Origin of the sequence: Streptomyces sp. NPDC088553 (assembly GCF_044752965.1) — a bacterium.
Taxonomy (GTDB): domain Bacteria; phylum Actinomycetota; class Actinomycetes; order Streptomycetales; family Streptomycetaceae; genus Streptomyces.
Genome location: NZ_JBIVMG010000007.1, coordinates 480,593 through 501,370 on the forward strand (window position 1 = coordinate 480,593; position 20,778 = coordinate 501,370).

17 protein-coding genes and 1 pseudogene are annotated in these 20,778 nt (G+C 72.3%); 11 read left to right on the forward strand and 7 right to left on the reverse strand.

The genetic code is table 11. From position 1 onward, the window contains the following. Positions 1 to 173 precede the first annotated feature (173 nt). Together ACIP8Z_RS26010 and ACIP8Z_RS26015 are read right to left on the reverse strand one after the other, a co-directional pair. Complete coding sequence (locus ACIP8Z_RS26010) at positions 174 to 1,982, reverse strand: ABC transporter ATP-binding protein (protein ID WP_402087359.1); 1,809 nt, start codon at positions 1,980 to 1,982, stop codon at positions 174 to 176. After that, the gene (locus ACIP8Z_RS26015) at positions 1,979 to 3,856 is read right to left on the reverse strand and encodes an ABC transporter ATP-binding protein (RefSeq protein WP_402087362.1); all 1,878 of its coding nucleotides are present in this window, start codon (positions 3,854 to 3,856) and stop codon (positions 1,979 to 1,981) included. The genes ACIP8Z_RS26010 and ACIP8Z_RS26015 overlap by 4 nt, the downstream gene beginning before the upstream one ends. A gap of 172 nt (positions 3,857 to 4,028) precedes the next feature. Here ACIP8Z_RS26015 and ACIP8Z_RS26020 point away from each other — a divergent pair. Next, a pseudogene (locus ACIP8Z_RS26020) lies at positions 4,029 to 4,238 on the forward strand (ATP-binding cassette domain-containing protein); the annotation flags it as partial. Between the two features lie 13 nt (positions 4,239 to 4,251). Here the strand turns inward: ACIP8Z_RS26020 and glgX are convergent. Beyond that, a complete protein-coding gene (glgX, locus tag ACIP8Z_RS26025) occupies positions 4,252 to 6,462 on the reverse strand; it encodes a glycogen debranching protein GlgX (protein ID WP_402087364.1) in 2,211 nt (736 codons plus the stop codon). Between the two features lie 143 nt (positions 6,463 to 6,605). Here glgX and ACIP8Z_RS26030 point away from each other — a divergent pair, with 143 nt between their 5' ends. From ACIP8Z_RS26030 to ACIP8Z_RS26065, 8 genes are all read left to right on the forward strand, one after another. Then, positions 6,606 to 7,844, forward strand: a complete 1,239-nt coding sequence (locus ACIP8Z_RS26030; protein ID WP_402087367.1) for an Ig-like domain-containing protein — start codon at positions 6,606 to 6,608, stop codon at positions 7,842 to 7,844. Between the two features lie 195 nt (positions 7,845 to 8,039). Next, on the forward strand, positions 8,040 to 9,305 hold the full coding sequence (locus tag ACIP8Z_RS26035; protein WP_402087370.1) for an Ig-like domain-containing protein: 1,266 nt from the start codon (positions 8,040 to 8,042) through the stop codon (positions 9,303 to 9,305). 85 nt (positions 9,306 to 9,390) lie between these two features. Further along, positions 9,391 to 10,158, forward strand: coding sequence for an enoyl-CoA hydratase/isomerase family protein (locus ACIP8Z_RS26040; protein ID WP_402087373.1), 768 nt, complete (start codon positions 9,391 to 9,393; stop codon positions 10,156 to 10,158). Positions 10,159 to 10,238: 80 nt separating this feature from the next. After that, positions 10,239 to 10,745 carry an ATP-binding protein gene (locus ACIP8Z_RS26045; RefSeq protein WP_402087376.1) on the forward strand — a complete coding sequence of 169 codons (507 nt, stop codon included), beginning with the start codon at positions 10,239 to 10,241 and terminating at the stop codon, positions 10,743 to 10,745. 389 nt (positions 10,746 to 11,134) lie between these two features. Further along, positions 11,135 to 11,899: a polysaccharide deacetylase family protein gene (locus ACIP8Z_RS26050; protein ID WP_402087379.1), complete on the forward strand. Its 765-nt coding sequence runs from the start codon at positions 11,135 to 11,137 to the stop codon at positions 11,897 to 11,899. Further along, positions 11,899 to 13,071: a YncE family protein gene (locus ACIP8Z_RS26055; protein ID WP_402087382.1), complete on the forward strand. Its 1,173-nt coding sequence runs from the start codon at positions 11,899 to 11,901 to the stop codon at positions 13,069 to 13,071. Before ACIP8Z_RS26050 ends, ACIP8Z_RS26055 begins: the two co-directional genes overlap by 1 nt. A 151-nt stretch (positions 13,072 to 13,222) precedes the next feature. Next, entirely contained in the window at positions 13,223 to 13,438 is a 216-nt protein-coding gene (locus ACIP8Z_RS26060; RefSeq protein ID WP_266969473.1) for an EF-hand domain-containing protein, read from the forward strand. A gap of 841 nt (positions 13,439 to 14,279) precedes the next feature. Then, positions 14,280 to 14,540 carry a hypothetical protein gene (locus ACIP8Z_RS26065; protein ID WP_402087385.1) on the forward strand — a complete coding sequence of 87 codons (261 nt, stop codon included), beginning with the start codon at positions 14,280 to 14,282 and terminating at the stop codon, positions 14,538 to 14,540. Positions 14,541 to 14,601: 61 nt separating this feature from the next. Here the strand turns inward: ACIP8Z_RS26065 and ACIP8Z_RS26070 are convergent, their stop codons facing one another. Next, entirely contained in the window at positions 14,602 to 15,585 is a 984-nt protein-coding gene (locus tag ACIP8Z_RS26070) for a LuxR C-terminal-related transcriptional regulator (RefSeq protein WP_402087387.1), read from the reverse strand. A gap of 149 nt (positions 15,586 to 15,734) precedes the next feature. Between ACIP8Z_RS26070 and ACIP8Z_RS26075 the strand changes: the two genes are divergently transcribed. Together ACIP8Z_RS26075 and ACIP8Z_RS26080 are read left to right on the forward strand one after the other, a co-directional pair. After that, positions 15,735 to 16,262: a hypothetical protein gene (locus ACIP8Z_RS26075; protein WP_319309744.1), complete on the forward strand. Its 528-nt coding sequence runs from the start codon at positions 15,735 to 15,737 to the stop codon at positions 16,260 to 16,262. A 69-nt stretch (positions 16,263 to 16,331) separates the two neighbouring features. Then, entirely contained in the window at positions 16,332 to 16,937 is a 606-nt protein-coding gene (locus ACIP8Z_RS26080) for a response regulator transcription factor (RefSeq protein ID WP_030320420.1), read from the forward strand. A 95-nt stretch (positions 16,938 to 17,032) separates the two neighbouring features. Here the strand turns inward: ACIP8Z_RS26080 and ACIP8Z_RS26085 are convergent, their stop codons facing one another. Genes ACIP8Z_RS26085 through ACIP8Z_RS26095 form a run of 3 tightly spaced genes read right to left on the reverse strand, consistent with a single transcriptional unit; the run spans position 17,033 to position 20,755 of the window. Further along, positions 17,033 to 18,148 (reverse strand): 3-dehydroquinate synthase II family protein, encoded by a 1,116-nt coding sequence (locus ACIP8Z_RS26085; protein WP_402087391.1) that lies wholly within the window; start codon positions 18,146 to 18,148, stop codon positions 17,033 to 17,035. Beyond that, positions 18,120 to 19,109 (reverse strand): 2-amino-3,7-dideoxy-D-threo-hept-6-ulosonate synthase, encoded by a 990-nt coding sequence (locus tag ACIP8Z_RS26090; RefSeq protein WP_187623149.1) that lies wholly within the window; start codon positions 19,107 to 19,109, stop codon positions 18,120 to 18,122. The genes ACIP8Z_RS26085 and ACIP8Z_RS26090 overlap by 29 nt, the downstream gene beginning before the upstream one ends. Next, the gene (locus ACIP8Z_RS26095; protein WP_402087394.1) at positions 19,106 to 20,755 is read right to left on the reverse strand and encodes a class I adenylate-forming enzyme family protein; all 1,650 of its coding nucleotides are present in this window, start codon (positions 20,753 to 20,755) and stop codon (positions 19,106 to 19,108) included. The genes ACIP8Z_RS26090 and ACIP8Z_RS26095 overlap by 4 nt, the downstream gene beginning before the upstream one ends. Between the last annotated feature and the right edge of the window lie 23 nt (positions 20,756 to 20,778).

The following is a 20,778-nucleotide window of genomic DNA, read 5'->3' on the forward strand; positions in this document are numbered from 1 at the left end:
CGTGGAGGGGGCCGCGTTCGGGACGTGAAGCGTGATTCGTGGCGCGAACAGAACCTTCACCCTCAACTGCGGCCAAGGCGCCGTAAATCATGCGGTCCCGAATGCGGCCCCCGGAACGGCCCCCACGGCACCCCCACGGGGGGAGGCCCAACCCGGAGGCCCAGCCCGCAGGCTCAGCCCACCAGACTCTCCCGCCAGGCATGGTGCAACCCCGCGTAGTGCCCCTCACCGGTCACAAGGTCCGAAGGCGTACCGTCCTCGACGATCCGCCCCGCCTCCATCACCAGAACCCGGTCCGCGACCTCGACCGTGGACAGCCGGTGGGCGATGACGACGGCCGTACGACCCGCCAGGACCGTGTCCATGGCCCGCTGCACCGCCCGCTCGCCCGGGACGTCCAGCGAACTGGTGGCCTCGTCGAGGATCAGCACCGCCGGGTCCGCGAGCAGTGCACGCGCGAAGGCGACCAGCTGGCGCTGGCCCGCCGAGATGCGGCCGCCCCGTTTGCGGACGTCGGTGTCGTACCCGTCCGGGAGGCCCTTGATGAAGTCGTGGGCCCCGATCGCGCGGGCCGCGTCCTCGATCTGCTCGCGGGTCGCGTCCGGCCGGCCGATCGCGATGTTCTCGGCGACCGTCCCCGAGAAGAGGAACGCCTCCTGGGTGACCATGACGATGCCCCGCCGGAGCTCCGGGGTGGTGAGGTCGCGGAGGTCGACACCGTCGAGACGCACCGCGCCGTCCGTGGGGTCGTAGAAGCGGGCCAGGAGCTTCGCCAGGGTGGACTTGCCCGCACCCGTGGCCCCCACCACCGCCACCGTCTGGCCGGCGGGGATGGTCAGGTCGAAGGTGGGGAGGACCTCGCCGCCGGTGCGGTAGGCGAAGCGGACCTTGTCGAAGGTGACCTCGCGCCCGGGGGAGCCCGTGCGGGCGGGCAGGGCGGCGGGGGCCGTCGTCTCCGGGACTCCGGGCTCCTGGGCCAGGAGCCCCGCGATCTTGGTGAGGGACGCGGCCGCCGACTCGTACGAGTTGAGGAACATGCCGAGCCGGTCGATCGGGTCGTACAGGCGCCGCATGTACAGGACCGCCGCCGCGAGGACGCCCAGTTCGAGGGAGCCCGAGGCCACCCGATAGGCGCCCCAGAGGCACATGCCGGCGACAGCCGTGTTGGCGACGAGCCGCGACCCCACGACGTAGCGGGCCATCTCGAGGAGCGCGTCGCCGTTGCTGCGCTCGTGCCGGTGGTTGAGCGCCGCGAACTCGGTCTCGTTCACCCGCTCGCGGCGGAACGCACGCACGGGGCGGATGCCGTTCATGGTCTCGGCGAACTTCACGATGACGCCGGCGATGGCGGTGGACCGCTCGGCGTACACCGCTCCGGCACGGCGCCGGTAGACGCGCACCAGGAACGCGAGGGGCAGGAAGGACGCCACCGCCACCGCACCGATGCCCAGGTCGAGGTAGAGGAGGATCGCGGAGATCGAGACGAAGGAGAGGACGACGCCGATCAGTTCCTGCAGGCCCTCCGAGAGGAGCTCCCGGAGGGATTCGACGTCGGTGGTGGAGCGGGAGATCAGCCGGCCCGAGGTGTACCGCTCGTGGAAGTCGACGCTCAGGATCTGCGCGTGGCGGAAGATGCGGCCGCGCAGGTCGAGGAGGACGTCCTGGTTGACGCGGGCCGCCCCGCGGACGAAGACGTACTGGAGGAGGCCCGAGAGCGCCGCGCAGAGGAGGTAGCCGAGGGCCACCGCGAGGACGGGGCCGTGGTCGCCCGCGCGGAAGGCGGGGACGCCCTCGTCGATGGCGTACGCGACGAGGAGGGGGCCGGCCTGGATCGCGCCCTCCTTGACGAGGAGCACCAGGGCGGCGACCGCGACCCGTACGCGGTGGGCCGAGAGGAGCGAGCGGAGCAGGGTGCCCGTCGCTCCGGGGGGCGCCGGGAGGTCGTCGCGGTCGAAGGGATCGCCGGTCTGCTGTTCGGTCATCGGTCCCCGCCTCCGCCTTCGCCTTCGCCGGACATCAGCCAGGCGTACTCCTCGCTGCTCCGCAGCAGTTCGTGATGGGTGCCCACGGCCGCGATCCGGCCCCGGGAGAGCAGCGCCACCCGGTCGGCCAGCATCACCGTGGACGGGCGGTGCGCCACGACGAGCGCCGTGGTGTCCCGCAGGACCTCCCGCAGGGCCGCTTCCACGCGGGCCTCCGTGTGGACGTCGAGGGCGGACAGGGGGTCGTCCAGGACCAGGAAGCGGGGGCGGCCGACGACGGCCCTCGCGAGGGCGAGCCGCTGGCGCTGTCCGCCGGACAGGCTGAGGCCCTGCTCGCCGACCTGGGTGTCGGCGCCCTCGGGCAGCCGCTGGACGAAGCCGTCGGCCTGGGCCACGCCGAGGGCGCGGCGCAGTTCCGGCTCGCCGGCCCCGCCGTCCGCGCCCATCAGGACGTTCGCTCCGACGCTGGCGGAGAAGAGGGTGGGCTCCTCGAAGGCCATCGACACCAGGGACCGCAGCCGGTCCCGGTCCATCAGGGCGATGTCCTCGCCGTCCAGGAGGATGCGGCCGCCGGACGCCTCGTGCAGCCTCGGTACGAGGGTGGTGAGCGTGGTCTTGCCGGAGCCCGTGCCGCCGACCAGGGCCAAGGTCTCGCCGGGGCGGATGTGCAGGTCGATGCCGTCCAGGACGGGCGGGGAGTCCGCCGGGGCGTCGGGGTAGCGGAACGACACGCCCTCGAAGCGCACCCCGCCGGGGCCGCCGTCCGCCGTGTCCCGGGTGCCCCGGGTGGCCGCCGCGCCCCGGCCGGCCGGGGCGGCGTCCGGCTCCTCCTCGGCGTCCATCACCTCGAAGTACCGTTCCGTCGCGGTCGCCGCCTCCTGGCTCATCGCAAGGAGGAAGCCGATGGACTCCACCGGCCAGCGCAGCGCCAGGGCCGTCGAGAGGAACGCGACGAGCGTGCCCGCCGACAGGTCGCCGTCCGCCACCTGGACCGTGCCGAGGACGAGGGCCGCACCGATGGCCAGCTCCGGTACGAAGGTGATGACCGCCCAGATCATCGCGAGCAGCCGGGCCTTGACGAGCTCGGTGCCGCGCAGCCGGCCGGAGAGCTCCCGGAAGGCCGTCGCCTGGCTGCGATGGCGGCCGAAGCCCTTGACGATGCGGATGCCGAGGACGCTCTCCTCGACGACCGTCGTCAGATCGCCCACCTGGTCCTGGGCGCGGCGCGCGACCACCCCGTACCGGCCCTCGAAGATCGAGCAGACGATGACGAGCGGGATGACCGGGGTGAGGAGGACGAGCCCGAGTGACCAGTCCTGGGCGAGCAGCAGGACGTAACCCGCGAGGATCGTCACGGCGTTGACCAGCAGGAACGTCAGCGGAAAGGCCAGGAACATCCGGACCAGCATGAGGTCGGTCGTGCCGCGGGAGAGAAGCTGGCCGGAGGCCCACCGGTCGTGGAAGGCGATCGGGAGCCGCTGGAGCCTGCCGTACAGATCGGCCCGCATCCGCGCCTCCACCCCGGACAGGGGACGGGCGACCAGCCACCGCCGGTACCCGAAGAGCACCGCCTCGGCGATGCCGAGCAGCAGGAGGTAGAGCGCCCCCAGCCACACGCCGCCCGGGTCCCGGTCCGCGACCGGCCCGTCGACCAGCCACTTCAGTACGAGCGGGATGACGAGCGACAGACAGGACGCGACGATCGCGACGAAGGCGGCCGTGAACAGCCGTGCCCGCACGGGCCGCACGTACGGCCAGAGACGAAGCAGCGTCCGCACCGCGGAGCGGTCGTGATCACCGCGGTTGCCGGGAGAGTCGGAGGAGTCGGGGGAATCAGGGGCGGGGCGCTCTGGGGCGACAGGTTTCTCGGGCATCAGGTCCGACCATACGGTTCACCACTGACACGTCTCATCCTGTTTTCCGGTCGGTCCGGGGCGCATCCCGGACGGCGCCGAGTCGTACCGGCCATCAACCGATCGGTTGATGGCCAGGACGAGCGAGAGATGGCCGATACCCGCGCCGCGTCCCGGCCGACAGCCTGGGGGCATGACAGCGACCGAGGTGCAGGGACTGCACAAGACGTACGGCGGCCGGAAGGTCGTCGACGGGGTCTCCTTCGAGGTCGGCGAGGGCGAGATCTTCGGGATCCTCGGCCCCAACGGCGTCGGCGAGACCACCACCGTGGAGTGCGTCGAGGGGCGGCGGACCCCCGACGAGGGGCGGGTCCGGGTCTGCGGGTACGACCCCGTCGCGCAGCGCGCCGGGCCCCTCACGCCCGCACCCGCAGCAGCACCACCGATCTGGCGCCCACCGTGATCGTCCCGCCGCCCGGGTGCTCCGTGCCCGGTGGCGCCGACTGGTCCTCGCGGCCGGTGTCCACGACCAGTTCGTACGTCTCCGCCCACGGGGCGCCCGGGAGGCGGAACTCCAGGGGCCGGGGGCCCGCGTGGAGGACGGCGAGGAAGCTGTCGTCGGTGATCTGCTCGCCGCGCTCGTCCCGGCCCGGTATGTCGCGGCCCGACAGATAGAGGCCGAGGGTGGCCGTGGGCGCGTACCAGTCGGGTTCCGTCATCTCGGCGCCCTCCGCGGTGAACCAGGCCAGGTCCCGCAACCCGTCCGCGCCCTGGGGGCGGCCGGAGAAGAAGGCGCGGCGGCGCAGGACCGGGTGGTCGTGGCGGAGGGCGAGCAGCCGGCGCGTCAGGGCGAGCAGCTGGGCCCGGCCGGGGTCGTCCGGCAGGGCCCAGTCGAGCCAGCCGGTGGTGTTGTCCTGGCAGTAGGCGTTGTTGTTGCCGCCCTGGGTGCGGCCCATCTCGTCGCCGGCGACGAGCATCGGGACGCCGGTGGAGAGGAGCAGGGTGGTGAGGAGGTTGCGCTGCTGGCGGAGGCGGAGGGCGTTGATGCCGGGGTCGTCGGTCTCGCCCTCCACCCCGCAGTTCCACGAGCGGTTGTCGTGGGTGCCGTCGCGGTTGCCCTCGCCGTTGGCCTCGTTGTGCTTGCGCTCGTACGTGACGAGGTCCCGCAGGGTGAAGCCGTCGTGCGCGGTGACGAAGTTGACGGAGGCGTACGGCCGGCGCCCGCCCCAGGCGTACAGGTCGCTGGAGCCGGAGAGCCGGTAGCCGAGGTCCCGGACGTCGGGCAGCGCGCCGCGCCAGAAGTCCCGTACGGCGTCCCGGTAGCGGTCGTTCCACTCCGTCCAGAGCGGCGGGAAGGCCCCCACCTGGTAGCCGCCGTTGCCCACGTCCCAGGGTTCGGCGATGAGTTTGACCCGGCGGAGCACCGGGTCCTGGGCGATGACCGCGAGGAACGGGGAGAGCATGTCGACGTCGTGCATCGAGCGGGCCAGGGCGGCCGCCAGGTCGAAGCGGAAGCCGTCGACGCCCATCTCGGTGACCCAGTAGCGCAGGCTGTCGGTGATGAGCCGCAGCACCTGCGGCTGCACGACGTGCAGGGTGTTGCCGCAGCCGGTGTAGTCCGTGTAGCGGCGGGCGTCGGACTGGAGCCGGTAGTAGCCGCGGTTGTCGATGCCCTTCAGGGAGAGCGTGGGGCCGAGCTCGCCCGCCTCCGCCGTGTGGTTGTAGACGACGTCGAGGATGACCTCGATCCCGGCCGCGTGCAGCGCCCGCACCATCCGCTTGAACTCGCCGACCTGCTGTCCGGTCGTCCCCGAGGAGGAGTAGCCGGCGTGCGGGGCGAAGTAGCCGATGGAGTTGTAGCCCCAGTGGTTGCGCAGGCCCCGCCGGAGGAGATGGTCCTCGTGCGCGAACTGGTGGACCGGCAGCAGCTCCACCGCCGTCACCCCGAGGCGTACGAGGTGCTCGACGGCCGCCGGGTGCGCCAGACCCGCGTACGTGCCCCGCAGACGCTCGGGGATGCCCGGGTGGAGCCGGGTGAAGCCCTTCACGTGCAGCTCGTAGATGACCGAGTCCTGCCAGGGCGTCTTGGGCCTGCGGTCGTCGGACCAGTCGTCGTCGTCCTGGACGACGACCCCCTTCGGGACGTACGGCGCCGAGTCCCGCTCGTCGCGGACGGTGTCGGCCACGTGCTGCTGCGGCCAGTCCCGCACGTGCCCGTACACCTCGGGTGCCAATCCGGAATCGCCGTAGTCGCCGTCGACGGCCCGCGCGTACGGGTCGAGGAGCAGCTTCGCCGGGTTCCAGCGGGCCCCCGTCCACGGGTCCCAGCGGCCGTGCACCCGGTAGCCGTACCGCTGCCCGGCCCCGATCCCCGGCACGAAGCCGTGCCAGATCTCGTGCGTCAGCTCCGTCAACGGCAGCCGCAGCTCCGTCCCGTCGGGGTCGAAGAGGCACAGCTCGACGGCCTCCGCCCCGCCCGCCCACAGGGCGAAGTTGGTGCCGGTCACCCCGTCGGGGCCGACCCGGCAGCGGGCGCCGAGCGGCGTCGGCGCGCCCGGCCACACGGGCGGCCCGGCCCGCTCCGGGGCATGGTCAGGTACCGCCTCCTGCTCGGCTGCGCTCGTCACCGTCCCGGCCTCCAGCGGCTCGTCGGGCCCGCACGCCGGGGAGCGGCGGCGTCCCGGCCGCCGCTCCCGCGCGTGGTTCTCCCCCTGTTCTGCCCGGACGGCCCCGCTCCCAACATGACCCGCACGCACGTTTCCCCTGGAGGGTGGCTGTCGTTGGGCCGAGCGTGACACTTGTATGGAAGCGGGCGAGGTACGCCCTCGCGGTGGCGGGACTGTTGGCGGGCCTCGTGGGCTGCACGGCGCCGGACGGTGGAGGCGGGATCGACATCCGCCTGCCGGGCAAGGCGCGGGCCCCCGGTGACGCCATCCGGATCAGCCCGGAGGACGGCAGCCGGGGGTTGCCGGCCGAGGGCCCGGTCGAGGTGAAGGTGGACAGCGGGCGACTCGAACGGGTGACCGTCGTCCAGGTGGAGGACGGCAGACGGACCCAGGTGGCCGGGGAGATCTCCGCCGACGGGCTGCGCTGGCGGCCCCGCCCGGAGACCCGGCTCGCGCTGGCCGCGAAGTACAGCGTGGACGCGGTCGCGCTCGACGCGCACGGCCGCCGGTCCGCCCGGCACACCACCTTCACCACCGTGGTGCCCGAGAGCCGCTTCATCGGCTACTTCAAGCCGGAGAACCGTTCCACTGTCGGCACCGGCATGATCGTTTCCTTCGGTTTCAACATGCCGATCGAGAACCGGGCGGAGGTCGAGCGGGCCATCCGGGTCACCTCCGTGCCGCCGGTGGAGGTCGTCGGCCACTGGTTCGGCAAGGAGCGGCTCGACTTCCGCCCCGCCGCGTACTGGCAGCCCGGGACCGAGGTCACCGTCGAGATCGGCCTGCGGGACGTCGAGGGGGCTCCCGGCGTGTACGGCATCCAGCGCAAGACCGTCGGGTTCACCGTGGGCCGCTCCCAGGTGTCCCTGGTCGACGCCGCCGCCCACACCATGGAGGTCAGGCGGGACGGCGAGGTCCTCGCCACCGTGCCGATCACCGCGGGAGCGCCGAAGACCACCACGTACAACGGGAAGATGGTCGTCACCGAGCTGTACGACGTGACCCGGATGAACGGGGCCACGGTCGGTTTCGGCGGCGAGTACGACATCAAGGACGTGCCGCACGCCATCCGGCTCACCGACTCGGGCACCTTCCTGCACGGCAACTACTGGGCCGATCCGAGCACCTTCGGCTCCGCCAACGTCAGCCACGGCTGCGTCGGGCTCCGGGACGACAAGGGCGGCAGCGCCGAGTCCCCGGCTGGCTGGTTCTTCGAGCGGACCCTCATCGGCGACGTGGTGGAGGTGGTCAACTCCCGTGACCGAAAGGTCGCTCCCGACAACGGCCTCGGAGGCTGGAACATGGAGTGGAACCGGTGGAAGGCAGGCTCCGCGCTGAGCTGACGCCCCCGTCCCCCTCGTACCGCCCGGCACGTTCGGCCTCTTTCGTTGTCTTAGCAGGTCGATCGGGACGGAACGGTGACATTCACGAGGATCTTTCGTGTCCTGCGGTGTGATTATCTAGCGCCGTGTGCGCGAGTGGATGCGCACGGGGGTGGGGCCGGGCGGTGCCGGGCCGTGCGAGGGGAGAAGACCACAGTGAACGGGCAGCCGATATCGGGGGCATCGGTCGGAGCGACGGGGCGGCGCGGCCGGCGTGGGGGCGTCAGGCTGCAGGCCCTGGCGGCGGGAGCGCTGCTTCTGGTGCTCACCGCCTGCGGCGGCGGTGAGACGGCGAACGGCGGCGGTACGGGGGGCCAGGGGCCGGCCGCCCAGGGCGGCGGCCAGCAGGAGAACGCGGCCTCCCAGGCGGTCGTGACGATCCTCCCGAAGGACGGCGCCGACTCGGTCGCCACCAGCGGGGTCCTCAAGGTCACCGCGGCGCAGGGCAAGCTGACCACGGTCACGGTCGCCGACTCCAAGGGCACCGCGGTCGAGGGGAAGATCGCGGCGGACGGGGCCAGCTGGTCGCCGACCGCGCACCTGGCCGCGGCCACGCAGTACAAGGTGCACGCGATCGCGAAGGACGCCGACGGCCGGGAGTCGGCGAAGGACACCACCTTCACCACCCTCGTCCCGAAGAACACCTTCATCGGCCAGTACACGCCGGAGGACGGTTCGACCGTCGGCGTCGGCATGCCGGTGTCCATCAACTTCACCCGGGGCATCACCGACCCGGAGGCCGTCGAGAAGGCCATCAAGGTGACGGCCGAGCCGTCCGTGCCGATCGAGGGCCACTGGTTCGGCAACGACCGCCTCGACTTCCGCCCGGAGAACTACTGGGCCGCGGGCACCAAGGTGACCGTGCACCTCAACCTGGACGGCGTCGAGGGTCGCCCGGGCGTCTACGGCAAGCAGAAGAAGACGATCACCTTCACCATCGGCCGCCGTCAGGTCTCCACCGTCGACGCGAGCGCCAAGACGATGAAGGTCGAGCGCGACGGCAAGATCATCAAGACGCTCCCGATCACCGCGGGCGCGCCGTCCACGACCACGTACAACGGTCAGATGGTCATCAGCGAGAAGTACAAGGTGACCCGCATGAACGGGGCCACGGTCGGCTTCGGCGGCGAGTACGACATCAAGGACGTGCCGCACGCGATGCGCCTGTCCACCTCGGGCACCTTCGTGCACGGCAACTACTGGGCCTCGCCGGGCACGTTCGGCTCCGCCAACGTCAGCCACGGCTGCGTCGGCCTCCAGGACGCGCGGGGCGCGGGCGACAGCTCGAAGCCGGCCGCCTGGTTCTTCGACCGCTCGATCGTCGGTGACGTGGTCGTCGTGAAGAACTCGAAGGACAAGCAGATCCAGCCGGAGAACGGCCTCAACGGCTGGAACATGGACTGGTCGGAGTGGATCAAGTAATCCACCGTTCGTACGTCCGAGGGACCCGGTGCTGTGAGCAACAGCACCGGGTCCCTCGGCGTTAACGGACACTAACCTTCCTCCCATGACTGTGAACCTCGAAGTCGCCGATGGCGTCGGCACGATCCGCCTCGACCGCCCCCCGATGAACGCGCTGGACATCGCCACCCAGGACCGGCTGCGCGAGCTCGCCCAGGAGGCGACCGACCGCGACGACGTGCGGGCCGTGATCATCTACGGCGGCGAGAAGGTGTTCGCGGCCGGCGCGGACATCAAGGAGATGCAGGTCATGGACCACGTGGCCATGGTCAAGCGCTCCCGCGCCCTCCAGGACGCCTTCACCGCCGTCGCCCGCATCCCCAAGCCGGTCGTCGCGGCCGTCACCGGCTACGCCCTCGGGGGCGGCTGTGAGCTCGCGCTCTGTGCCGACTACCGGATCGCCGCCGACAACGCCAAGCTCGGCCAGCCGGAGATCCTGCTCGGTCTGATCCCCGGTGCCGGCGGCACCCAGCGGCTGGCTCGGCTCGTCGGCCCCTCCAAGGCCAAGGACCTCATCTTCACCGGCCGGATGGTCAAGGCCGACGAGGCCCTGACGCTGGGTCTGGTCGACCGGGTCGTCCCCGCCGCCGAGGTGTACGAGCAGGCGCACGCCTGGGCCGCCAAGCTGGCGCAGGGCCCGGCCGTCGCGCTGCGGGCCGCGAAGGAGGCGATCGACCAGGGCCTGGAGGCCGACATCGACACCGGTCTCGCCATCGAGCGCACCTGGTTCGCGGGGCTGTTCGCGACCGAGGACCGTGCGAACGGGATGCGCAGCTTCGTCGAGGAGGGCCCGGGGAAGGCGAAGTTCGCCTGAGGTGACAGACGTCCCTTCGTGGGGGCCGATTCCACCGGAACGGCCCCCGCGATCGGCTCCGTGCGGCCATGATGGGGGGCATGGCGGGCCTGGAGGGTAGGGAACAACCGTGGCAGCGCACTGGCGCCGCCGCAGCGCCGTGGTCACCGGCCGCGGACGACGAACAGGCCGCCGACGCAGTGGAGTTGTACGGCAATCCGGCGGACGAGGACGTCCGGCTGCCGTCCCGGCCCGAATCCGCGTGGGTGGCCCGCAGACTGACCCAGCACGTCGTGCTGCGGCAGTGGGCGCTCGGCCCGCAGATCGCCGAGCACGCGGTGCTCCTGGTGTCGGAGCTCGTCGGGAACGCGGTCCGGCACACCGGCGCGCGGGTCTTCGCGCTGCGGTTGCAGCGGCGGCGGGGCTGGATCCGGATCGAGGTGCGGGACCCCTCACGCGGGCTGCCCTGTCTGATGCCGGTGCACGAGCTCGACACGAGCGGCCGGGGGCTCTTCCTGGTCGACAAGCTCTCGGACCGGTGGGGCGTGGACCTGGCGCCCCGTGGCAAGACGACCTGGTTCGAGATGCGGGTCGCCGACCGCCCCTGAGTCCTGACACCCCCCGGACGCACGGAAGCCCCCGTGCGCCGTGGTGGGGCGCGTGGGGGCTTCCGTGTGGTGCGCCGTGGACAAGGGGGGTGTATCCACGGCTGCTATGTCGACCTGGCCCGGGTCAATGGGGGTCGTGCCACCGACTATGGCAGACAGGTGGCCATACCGCCAAAAGTCCCTAGTGGGGCAAACTGCACCAAAAGTGGACACTTTAATAGTGAATCGTTGGTGACGTGTGGCACTCACCTTGCAAACAATGAATGACTATGCGGTTCCGTGATTGTTCCTCGGGGTCGTCCGCATGCTGGACGCCCCTGCGGGGCCCGTAAACGTCCTGAATTGGCCTAATCGTAATAAACCGGGCGATAGCGCCCTTAAATGGTCGCGTGAAGCCGATCGACCGCCGCGGAGCCCTCCGGGCCGGTGCGGCCGCCGCCCTCGCGGGAGCCCTCGCCACCGCCTGCGGCACGACCCCGCGCCCCGCCGCGCCCGCGCCCCGGCGCCCCGCCGCCGCACCCGTCGCGGCCCCCGCCCCCCGCCGCCTTCCCGGCCAGCCCGCCGAGATCACCCACGGCCCCCGCGACCGGCCCCGGGTCGCGCTCACCTTCCACGGGCAGGGCGACCCCGCCCTCGCCCGGACGCTCCTCGGCCAGGCCGAGAAGGCCGGCGCCCGCGTCACCGTCCTCGCCGTCGGCAGCTGGCTCGACCGGTACCCCGACCTGGCCCGCCGCGTCCTCGACGGCGGACACGACCTCGGCAACCACACCCAGCGCCACATCGACGTCAACGCCTTGACCGAGACCGAGGCCCTCGCCGAGATCGAGGCCTGCGCCACCCGGCTGCGCCGGCTCACCGGCTCCATCGGCACCTGGTTCCGGCCCTCCCGCACCCAGCACGCCGCCCCCGCCGTCCTGCGCGCCGCCCACCGCGCCGGATACCCGCACGTCCTCTCGTACGACGTCGACTCCCTCGACTTCACCTCGCCCGGCGCCGGCGCCGTCGTCCGCAACGTCACCGGACCCGTCCGCGCCGGATCCGTCGTCAGCCTGCACTTCGGCTACCCGGACACCGCCGCCGCGCTGCCTCTCCTCCTCGCCGACCTCGACCGCCGCGGACTGCGCGCGGTCACCACCACGGAGCTGCTGACCTGATGGCACACCGCACACAGAGGACCCTTCTCGCCGCCGCCCTCCTCGCCGCGCTCGCCGGCTGCGGCAGCGGGGACCCGGGCGAGGGCGCCGCCCCGGTGAAGAAGGCCGCGCCCGCCGTCCCCAAGCCCGCCGCGGCCCCCGCCGGGCTCCCCGGGATGCCGCCGCTCCTCGACCCGAAGGACGTCTACGCCGCCGACCGGCCCGACAAGCTCTCACCGGTCGTCAAGGACTTCCCCTCCCGGGTCTACGTCCCCAACACCAACTCCAACACCGTCTCCGTCATCGACCCGGCCACCTACCAGGTCGTCGAGACGATCCCCGTCGGCAACCAGCCCCAGCACGTCGTGCCCTCCTGGGACCTGAAGACCCTCTGGGTCAACAACAACCGGGGCCACACCCTCACCCCCATCGACCCGGCCACCGGCGTCGCCGGCAAGCCCGTCGAGGTCCACGACCCGTACAACCTCTACTTCACGCCCGACGGCAAGTACGCCGTCGTGATGGCCTCGCTCGACCGCGAACTCGTCTTCCGCGACCCGCACACCATGGAACGGAAGAAGACCGTCCCGGTCAGCTGCTACGGCGTCAACCACGCCGACTTCTCCGCCGACGGGCGCTACTTCGTCGTCTCCTGCGAGTTCTCCGGCGAACTGCTCAAGGTCGACACCGAGCGGATGGAGGTGATCGGCCAGCAGAAACTGCCCTTCGAGGGCGCCATGCCGCAGGACGTGAAGATCTCCCCCGACGGCAAGACCTTCTACATCGCCGACATGATGGCCCACGGCATGTGGGTCCTCGACGGCGAGAAGTTCACCACCCCGACCCTGCTGCCCACCGGCAAGGGCGCCCACGGGCTCTACGTCAGCCGGGACTCCCGCGAGATGTACGTCCCCAACCGCGGCGAGGGCTCCATCTCCGTCTTCGACTTCGAGAAGGACAAGCTGACGAAGAAGTGGTGGCTGCCGGACGGCGGATCCCCCGACATGGGAGGCGTCTCCGCCGACGGCAAGGTCCTCTGGCTCTCCGGCCGCTACGACTCCGAGGTGTACGCGATCGACACCGCGACCGGGAAGCAGCTGGCCCGCATCCCGGTCGGCGGCGGACCCCACGGCCTCGCCGTCTACCCGCAGCCGGGACGCTACTCGCTCGGCCACACGGGCGTGTTCCGGTAGAGCAGGCGAGCGGGCGGTCGGCCCGCCAGGCCGGCACTCCGGTGGAGCAGCGGCCCCGCACGAGCGGCCGGCCGGTGACCCCCCTCATCCGGCACGTCCGGGCCAGCTAATCTGACCCCCGTCAGACAAGCACCGAGAAGGGGCGGAAGCAGTGGCGGACATCGACGCGGCACGCACGGCATTCAACACGTTCGACGCCGACGGGGACGGTTTCATCACCGCCGCGGAGTACAAGAGCCTCATGGCCCGGCACGGCGACTTCCACGTCACCGAGTCGGTCGCCGAGGTGCTCATCAAGCAGCGTGACGACAACGGTGACGGTGTGCTGTCCTGGGACGAGTTCTGGGCGCACTACAGCAAGGCGTGACCCGCCCGCCCCGACGGGCGGCGCAACACTGTGTTGCCGCCCGTCCGGGGCCCGGTGACGACCGTCCGGTGACGCTTCCCGGCCCCGTCGTGTGCCGGGCTCCGCGAAGGCCGCCCCGCCCTCCTCGCGGCCGCCGCCTTCGCCCCCGCGGCCTTCGGCGCCGCCTCCCCGGGGCCTTCGGCGCCGTCTCCCCGCGGCTCTCTTCGGCGCTTCCCGGCGGCCTTCCGCGCCGCTTTCCCGCGGACTCCGCGCCTCTTCCTCCCGGCCGCCCGCGCCGCCTCCCGGCGGTCTCCGGCGCCGCCGCCTCGCGGCCCTCATTGCCGCTGCCCTGAGCCCCCCGCGGCACTTCCCCGCAGCCCTCCGCGCCGCCTCGTCGCCGGCCCTCCGCGCCGCCTCCCCGTGCCCCGGGCCCCCGTCCCGACGCGTGTCGTCGGCGCCGGGGCGCCGCGCGCCCCAGGAGGCGCGCCGGTGCCGGATCCGCGCGGAATCGTTCCCTGAGCGCTCCCCGGCGGCCGCGTGCCGGTGGCAACTCGCTGCACCACATGCCCGTGGCCGGATCCCGGCCCGGCGCGCGAACGATCACGTATGCGCCCCCACCTGGCCTTTTGGCCGGAACACGAGGGTCCGCACGGGGCCTGCGCCCCCACTTTCCCGCAGGTCGTGCGGCAGCTCTTTGCCAGGCAGCTTCCTGGCCTGTCCGGAAGCGGACAGCCGGGGCCCCGTGGTGATTTCCTCTAGGTGTGCGGCCGGGACGGCTGAAAAGCCACCGGCCGCCAAGGACCTCCTGACACGCACGTACGCCGCACCCGTACCGCATCCGCACCAGGAACCGGAGACCCACATGTCCTGTCGCTCCCGCCGCGCAAGCAGTGTCCTCGCCGCCGTCGCCGCCGCCGTCCTCGGCGGCCTGGTGATCGCCTCCCCGGCCGAGGCCGCCCCCACCGCCCCGCACACGGTCGCCCAGCGCGGTGACGACTTCGTCTGGCCGACGCCGCCGCACCCGCAGATGCCGGACTTCCCCTGCGTCCCGACGCTCCCCGGCCTGCGCTGCGTCATCGACATCCCGGACGACTTCGTCTGGCCGATCGCCCCCAGGAACTGACCGCCATGCACGTCACGACCGCCGCCACCGCCGCCGCGCCGCTCCGGCTCCGCTCCGGGCCTCAGATCCACTCCCGGCGGGTCGCCTGCACCCCCGCCTCGAACCGGCTCGACGCACCGAGCCGCTCCATCAGGTCGGCCACGATCCGCCGCTCCGTCCGCACCCCGATGCCCAGTGCCCGCGCCACGGCCTCGTCGGTGAGACCGCTCGCCAGAAGCTGGAGCAGTTTGCGCTCCTGCGGGGTGAGTCCGCCGGGCAGGGCGTCCCCCGGGCCGTTCAGCGGGGAGGCGTGCTCCCAGTAGGCCTCGAACAGGGCGCGCATGGCCAGGACCACCGGCTGGCTGCTGAAGAGCAGCGCGGACGGCTGGGCCTGACCCGGCAGCCCGGCGACCACCGCCGCCGCCGTGTCCACGATGAGCAGCCGCATGGGGAGCGTCGGCGAGGTACGGATCTCGCTGCCGTGCTCCGCCATCCACTGGGCGTGCGCCCGGGTGACCCGGTCACCCGCGACGCTGTCCAGGTAGATGGTCCGGAAGCGGACGCCCCGCTCCATCGCCCGCTCGTTCAGCGGCCGGCCGGCCTCGACGGACTCCTCCGTGAGGGCCTTGCCGGGATGGAAGGCGAGCGACTCGCGCGTACAGGACTCGGCGAGCGCCTCCAGACGGGTACGGATGTCGTCGACGTTGTCGAGGTGCTCCGCCCCGTCGAGACCGCCCGAGCGGCCCGACGCCGTGTACTCGGCCGCGAGAGCGGCGAGGGCGGCACGATTCTGCTCGATCCGCTGCTGCCGCGAGGCGAGTTCGCGCTCCTCCCGCTGGAGCAGCACCTTGAGACCGAGCGACGGGTTCACCGCGCGCATCCGGCCCGGACTGTCCCGGGACGGCGCGAGCAGGGAGAGCCGCGTCAGCAGGTCGAGCGCCTCCTCCACCCGTTCCGTCGTACAGCTCAGCAGTTTCGCCAGGCGCTCGGGATCGTGCTCCTTGTGGAACAGGATCGCGCGGTACACGCCCAGCGTGTGTTGGTCGAGCGACGAGACCTCGTCCACGGTGTCCCCCAATGGTCGTACCGCCCCAGGGTCGTCGGGGCGGAGATCCGAACCGGATTCCGCGCCCCCATCGCCCGAGCGATCCGATTCACCCCATTCACACGATCATCACGCTACCCGTTCGACGATCTCCTCGAAAGGGACGTCACGTGCTCCAGACCGGTTCCTCCCCGCCGCGGCTCGACGGTCTTGTCGTCCTCGTCGTCGACGCCACCACGGGCATCGGCCGGGAGCTCGCGACACGACTGAGCGCCGCGGGGGCGATCGTCGCCGTCGTCGGCGCCGGTCACCCGGACCGCGGCGACGACGCCGCCACCAACGCGGCCTTCCTCTGCAAGGCGCTCAACGACGCGGGCCTGCTCGCCCTGCCGTACCGCATCGACATCCGCGATCCGGCCGAGGCGGGCCGGCTGCCCGGCCAGATCGCCGCCGACGCGGGCCCGGTGAACGCCGCCGTCGTCGTGCTGCCGGCGCCGGACGCCCCCGGTGAGCTGCTGCGCGCCTTCCGCGCCGTGTCGGCCGCCCTCGCGGCCGCGCTGCCGCCCGGCGCCCGGCACATCGAGCACACCCCGGGCGGCGTGGCCGGACCGGACACGACGACGGCCGGGGACCGCGGCTGGCTCCGCTCCGTCGTCGACGGGCTGGCCGCCGACGCCGCGCGGACGACGAGCGGCTGAGACACACAGCACTCACCACCTCACCACCACCGCCCAGAAGGCACCATAGAAGTCACCACGGGGAGAGAGATGTCCATTCGCGTCGTCGTGGCCGGTGACCACCAACTGGTCCTGGAGGCCTTCGCCGAGACCCTGAACGGCACCAACGGCCTGGACGTCGTGGGGCTCGCCACGACCTTCGAGGCGGTGCTTCCGGCCGTCCAGCGGCACCGGCCCACGGTGCTCCTGCTCGGCGAGAGCACCATGGGAGGCAAGGCGCTGCACGCCGCCACCGAGGTGCGCTCGCACCATCCGAGCTGCGGAGTGGCCCTGATGGTCGGTTCGGCCACCCCGTCCGTGGTGGACCGGGCGGTGGCCGCCGGAGCACTCGGAGTCGTACCGAAGACGGCCCGGCTGCCGCAGCTGATCACCACCCTGGTGGGAGTCGCGGGGGGCTGCCTCACCGTCGACCCGGGACTGCTGCGGACGCCGACGGCGGGGGAGACGGTGCTCAGCGTCCGGGAGACGGACGTCCTGCGGCTGACCGCCGGCGGGGCGACCGTCAAGGAGATCGCGGGCGAGCTCTACCTCGCGGCGGGGACGGTACGGAACCTCACCTCGGCGGCGATCAAGAAGCTCGGCGGCCGAAACCGGTTCGACGCGGCGCGCATCGCGGCGGAATGCGGGTTGCTGTGAGGACGGCGACGGAGTCCGGACGCGCGCCGGCCCCGGCACGTGGCGTGCCGGGGCGGGGCTTCACGACATGGTGGAGCAGGGCGCTCCGTGCGCTCCTACTTCTCCAGGCAGAACTCGTTGATCGGGTAGCCGACATGACGGTCGGCCGTCGGCAGGTGACCCAGGATGCGGTCGCCCGGCTTGAGTTCGGTGCTGTTGAGCACCGAGGCGCCCGGGCCGAGAACCCGCACGTGCCAGTCGTCCTGGAGGATCAGGTTGACCGTCTGACCGCTGGGCGCGACCGCGTCGATGGAGATGAGCGGACGCGTCTCGATCTTCACCCGGCCGACGCTGACCGGCCGCGTACGGCCGTCGACGTCGACCGCCAGAACGGAACTGCCGGCGTGCAGCTCGCTCAGGTAGTGGGTGCGGCCGTTCTGCCCCACGGTGTACGAGTGCAGGGCACCCGCGTTGACGCGGAACGGACGGGTCGGCATGTACGGCAGCGGGTGGGTCTCGCTGACGCACAGGACCATGCCCTTGGAGTGGGAGCCCACCAGGATGCCCTCGTCCTTGCGGAAGTGGGTCGTGGTGTCGACGCAGGCGCGCTCGCCCATGCCGATGTGCGTGGTCGCCGTGACCTCCAGCTCGACCAGGGAGATCTCCCCGCCGTGCGCGGTCGCCGCGGTCCGCAGGGCCGTCGCGTCGCCGACCGTACGGCCCCGCATCAGGACCCCGTCCGAGCCGTGCTCCAGGACGCCGTACAGGATCTCGGCCTCCTCGGTGTCGGCGGCCGTCGTCACGATGGAACCGGGCGCGCCCGAGGCGGCCGCGATGACGATCTCCAGGGGGATCTTCGTCGGGTCGCGGAAGTCGAGCACGCTCCACGCCTCCAGACGCGCCGCCAGGCAGGCGTCCTCCAGGGTGTCGGCGTCGACGATCTCCACGTACCGCCCGAACTGCACGTCCGGGTGGGCGGCTTCGAGCTCGGTCCGGCCGTCCTTCGGGCCGGGGACGATCACGACGTCGGCCTCGCCCAGGTCGGCGGGCACGGTGCCGGCACCGTCCTCGAAGAGCAGGACCTTGCGGACGGTGGGCGGCAGACCGGCGAAGACGGCCGGGTCGGCGGCGACGATGCCGTCGATCTTCTGGTGCACGGCCTCCTCGAGGACGGCGGCGGTGGCGGCGCCGGCCTCACGGATGTCAAGCCAGCACAGTTTGGCGTCCGTCATGATGCGGACCTCCTGTCAGATGGTCGAGAGACGAGCCGTCGAGCGACGGGCCGTCGAGGTGGGTGTCGTCGTGGTGCGGGTCGTCGAGCGGTGTGCCGTCGAGGTGGTCGGGGGTGAGGCGTTCGCTGTGAAGCCGCTCCCGGCCGCCCGACTCGCTGAACGGGCCGGTGGTGAAGTGCTGTTCGGGGAAGTGGTGCACGATCCTCGCGACCTTGGCCGCCAGCGCGCGCGGGTCCTTGGCCTGGAAGATGTTGCGGCCCATGGCCACCCCGCCCGCCCCTCCGGCGATGGCGTCCCTGACGTACGCCAGGACGTCCTCCTCCTTCTCCAGGGCGGGTCCGCCGGCGACGAGCACCGGCACCGGGCAGGCCGCGGTCAGGTCGAGCATCTCCGCGGTGGATCCGAGGAAGACGGTCTTGACCAGGTCCGCGCCCAGGTCCGCGGCGATCGTCACGGCGTGCGCGACGACCGCCGGGTCCCGGGGGTCGCTGATCCGCGGCCCGCGCGGGTACACCATCGCGAGCAGCGGCAGGTTCCAGCGGTCGCAGGCGTCGGCGATCCTTCCGAGGTCGCCGATCTGCTGCCGCTCGTCGTCGGAGCCGAGGTTGACGTGGACGCTGACCGCGTCCGCGCCGAGGCGCAGGGCCTCCTCGACGCCGGCGACGACGTACTTGGCGTTGGGGTCGAGCGCCTGGCTGGTGCTCGCGTTGAGGTGGATGATCAGCGACATCGCGGCGAACCGCTCCGGGCTGATGTGCCGGACGCTGCCCTTGTGCACGACGACGGCGTCGGCGCCGCCGGCCGCGATCCGGGCGGCGAGCTGGTCGAGCGTGGTGCCCTTCGGCACCACGGGACCGTCGTGGATCGAATGGTCGAGAGGGGTGATCATCAGGCCGGCCGTGCTGTGGCGGTAGAGCCGCCGTAGCCGCAGCGACCGGGCGAAGTGGCCGAAACCGGTCATGGAACGCCCTTTCTGGTTCGCGAGGAGGCGTGATCGGGCTGGTGACCCGCGCCGCTCACGCGGACGGGGTCGTCCCGCGCGGTGGCTCCGCGCGGGGAGCTGAGGGCCGGCCCGCCGGCACGCGGGGCGGGGTCCGGTGGCGAGACGGAGCGCAGATAGGCGCGGTCGGGTTTGCCCGAGGGCGTGAGCGGCAGCCGCGGCCAGACCGAGACGCGTACCGGAGTGTGCTCGGGAGTCAGCGCCGAGGCCACGTATCCCCGCAGGTCGCAGGAGGTCTGCCCGGCCCCCGAGTACAGCTCGACGGCCGCGTGCACCTGCTCCACCCAGTCGCGGTCCCGCACCCCGAACACCGTGGCCTGGCGCACCTGCGGATGGCGCATCAGCGCCTCCTCGATGGCCGCCGGGTCCAGCTTGAGCCCGCCGTGCTTGATCACGTCGCCCACCCGGCCGTCCAGCCGGAGGTAGCCGTACCGGTCCCAGTGCCCCAGGTCGCCGGTGCACAGCCAGCCGTCCCGGAAGACGGTCCCGGTGCGTTCCTCGTCGCCGAGGTAGCCGGCCGTGACCGTCGGCGAGCTGATCCAGATCTCGCCCGACACCCCCCGCTCCACCTGGGGGCCGCCGCCGGGGCCGCGGATCTCCACCCGCACCCAGGGGAACGGGCGGCCCGCCGAGCCGAGCAGTTCCGGCTCGCGGTGGTCCAGCGGGTTGAGGCTGCTGATGCCGCCCGCCTCCGTCGTCCCGTACACCTGGATGAGCACGTCGCCGAAGAGCTCGACGGCCCGCGCCACCCGCGCCGGTGCCGCCGGGGTGCCGCTGTAGGTGATGCGGCGCAGCGACGACAGGTCGGTGAGCGGGGCGGCCGGATGGTCCAGGAGCCGGTAGAGGTGCGGGACGGCGAGATAGACGTCGGTGACCCCGTGCCGCTCGAAGGCGTCCAGGACGTCGCCCGCGTCGAACTCGTCGTGCAGCACGACCCGTCCGCCGCTCGCGAGCACCGCGTCGGCCATCGGCGCGGTCGTGTGGCTGATCGGCGTGACGGACAGCAGCGTCGCGGGTCCCCGGGGATCGAGGCCATGGGCGAGACGGCTGACGAGTTCCTCACGTGTGTCGTACCGCTGGGCGACCATCTTCGGCCGTCCGGTGCTCCCGCTGGTGAACTCGACGGTCGCGAGATCGTCCGGGCGCGGCTCGGGGAGGCGCGCCGGCAGCGGTTCGGGGGTTCCGGCCGCCGTCCCCCAGGGGACGGTCAGCGCGGTCACGGCCGGGACGCGGCGGGTGAGCCAGTCGCCCCGCTCGGCGCTCTCGTCGTCGACGAGCAGCACCGACACCCTTAGGTCCTCCAGGAGTTGGGCCTGGGTGGCGACCGAGAAGGTCTCCGTGTCGGTACGCGGATTCATCGACCGTACGTACACGGAGGTGGCGCCCAGGAGATGGACGGCGTACCGGGCGCCGAGCATCAGCGGCCGGTTGGGGCCGGTCAGCACGGCGACGGTGTCACCGGGGCGGACGCCGCGGGAGTGCAGCAGGGCCGTCGTGGCCCGCACCGAACCGGCGAGCCGGCCGGCGGTGACGGCCTCGTCGGCGCGGTGGATCACCACGCGCCCCGGGTCCTTTCCGAGAGCGTCGAGAATGCGGCGTACGTACATGGTTCCTCCTTTCCGGAACGAGG